The sequence below is a fragment of the Aeromicrobium sp. genome, assembly GCF_032084975.1.
Lineage (GTDB): Bacteria > Actinomycetota > Actinomycetes > Propionibacteriales > Nocardioidaceae > Aeromicrobium.
In genome coordinates this window covers 1-1,951 of sequence record NZ_DAMDLR010000153.1, presented here as the reverse complement: position 1 = coordinate 1,951, position 1,951 = coordinate 1, and the positions used below count along the sequence as shown (strand labels likewise).

2 protein-coding genes and 1 pseudogene are annotated in these 1,951 nt (G+C 72.6%); all 3 read right to left on the bottom strand.

Annotation, left to right across the window (positions count from 1 at the left end; translation table 11 throughout):
- Positions 1 to 436 (bottom strand): annotated as a pseudogene (locus RT323_RS16595) (hypothetical protein); the annotation flags it as partial.
- Positions 437 to 522: 86 nt separating this feature from the next.
- Positions 523 to 1,125, bottom strand: coding sequence for a GNAT family protein (locus tag RT323_RS16590; protein WP_313410397.1), 603 nt, complete (start codon positions 1,123 to 1,125; stop codon positions 523 to 525).
- The coding region (gene glp / locus RT323_RS16585; protein WP_313410396.1) for a gephyrin-like molybdotransferase Glp at positions 1,125 to 1,951 on the bottom strand (827 nt) is incomplete at its 5' end. The genes glp and RT323_RS16590, both read right to left, overlap by 1 nt.

Genomic DNA, 1,951 nt, shown 5'->3' with positions numbered 1-1,951 from the left:
GGATCAGGCCGACGCCGATGGCGGGGGTCCAGACGGGAACGAGCCGGGCGACGGTGACGCCGGCCAGGACCGCGAGCACGGCCACGAGCGTCAGCAGCACGTTGCGGCGACGTCGGGCGGCGATGCGAGCGGCTTCGCGCGTGACGCGCGCAGGCTGCGCGTCGACCGCCGGAGAAGTCCGGTCGACGCGAGGGGAAGTCGGGGTGGCCGGCTCAGCGGCCTTGGGGGTGGGCTTCGGCACGACGGGGCGCACGACCTCGCGCTCCTCGGTGGCCACGGAGACACGGCGCGGCTGCACGACGCGTCGCGTGGGCCCGTCGTTGTCCAACGACGAGTTCTTGGCCGCCTCGTCGTAACGACGCAGGACGAGCGGTACGAAGTACGCCGCCCACAAGGCGACGACGAACGCCACGATCAGACCGCTTGAACCCTCCACGCTTGAAACCGTAGGTCGTGGCGAGGGTGATCCTTGGGAGCGACTCGGGTGTGTCGCACCACGAGTTCATGCAGGCCCCAGCGGACTCAGTCCGCGGAGCGTCCCTCGTGCAGCCGCGCGAGCAGGCCCTCGGGCACGTCCTCCTTGAGGATCTGGAACACGCGGTGATCGCGCCAGTCCCCCGCGATGTGCAGGTACCGCGGCGCGAGGCCCACCTCGGTGAAGCGCAGTTTCTGCACCACTCGCAGGCTGGCGGCGTTCTCGGGGCGGATCGAGATCTCGATCCGGTGCAGCCCGCCGCGCCCGAACAGGTGGTCGCACACGAGGGCGACCGCGGTCGGGGTGACGCCGCGGCCGGCGTGGCTGCGCGCGACCCAGTAGCCGATGCTGGCGAACTGCGCGGAGCCGCGCGTGATGCTGTTCACGGTGACCTGCCCGACCATCTCGCCGTCCCACGTCGCGGCGAACGGCATCGCCGTGCCCTCCCGCGCGCGGCGTCGCATGGTGGCGATCGTGCCGACATAGGACTCGGGCGCCGCCCCCTCGCCCGGAGGCAACGTGGCCTCCCACGGGGTCAGCCACTCACGGTTCTCGTTGCGCAGGCGTGCCCACGTGCCGGCGTCGCGGCGCACCAGGGGCCGCACCCCGATGTGGCCCTCGGTCAGGGTGACCGGCCAACCGCGCGCCATCAGAAGTTGCGGTCGAGCACGAGCGTGCGGACGGTGTCGCCGAGGTTGAGGGCACTCTCGTCCTCACCGACCACGATGAGGGCGTTGGCCTTGGCCAGCGCGCCCACCAGGTGCGGGCCGGTACGCGGCAGTGGAGTGACCTTGGCGCCGCGGTGCGTGACCTCGAAGTAGGCGGGACGGTACTCGCGCAGACCGGTCTCGGACGTGAGGTCCTCGGCCAGCACGGCGTGCACCTGCGGCCGGCGGTACGGCGTGCGCCCGAGCATGCGCCGGATCGCGGGCACCACGAAGACCTCGAAGCCCACGTACGCGGACACGGGGTCGCCGGGCAGCGTGATGACCGGGGTCTGCTCGTCGAAGACGCGACCGAAGCCGTGCGTGCGTCCCGGGTGGATCGCGACGTCGGAGAAGGTGACCTCGCCGACCTCGGTGAGGGTCCGCTTGACCAGCGCGCGCTCGTCGCCCGTGATGCCGCCGGTGGTGATCACCAGGTCGGCGCGGACGAGCTGGTCGGACAGGACGCGCTTGAAGTGGGCGGGGTCGTCGTCGACGACGCCCACGCGGTAGGCGATCGCGCCGAGGTCGCGGACCGCCGCGGCCAGCATCGAGGAGTTGGCGTCGCTCACCGAATCGACGTCGAGGTGGGCGCCGGGCTCGCGCAGCTCGCGGCCGGTGGACATCACGACGACGCGAGGACGGGGACGGGCACGTACCCGGTCGCGGCCGATCGCGGCCAGCAGGCCGATCTCGCGCGGGCCCAGGACGGCACCTTCGGGCAGGGCGACGCCACCGCGGGACAGGTCTCCGGCGGCGTGCCGCACGCCCG

Coding starts and splice junctions, on each gene's coding strand:
- RT323_RS16590 (WP_313410397.1), bottom strand. CDS start 1,125: ATGGCGCGCGGTTGGCCGGTCACCCTGACCGAGGGCCACATCGGGGTG.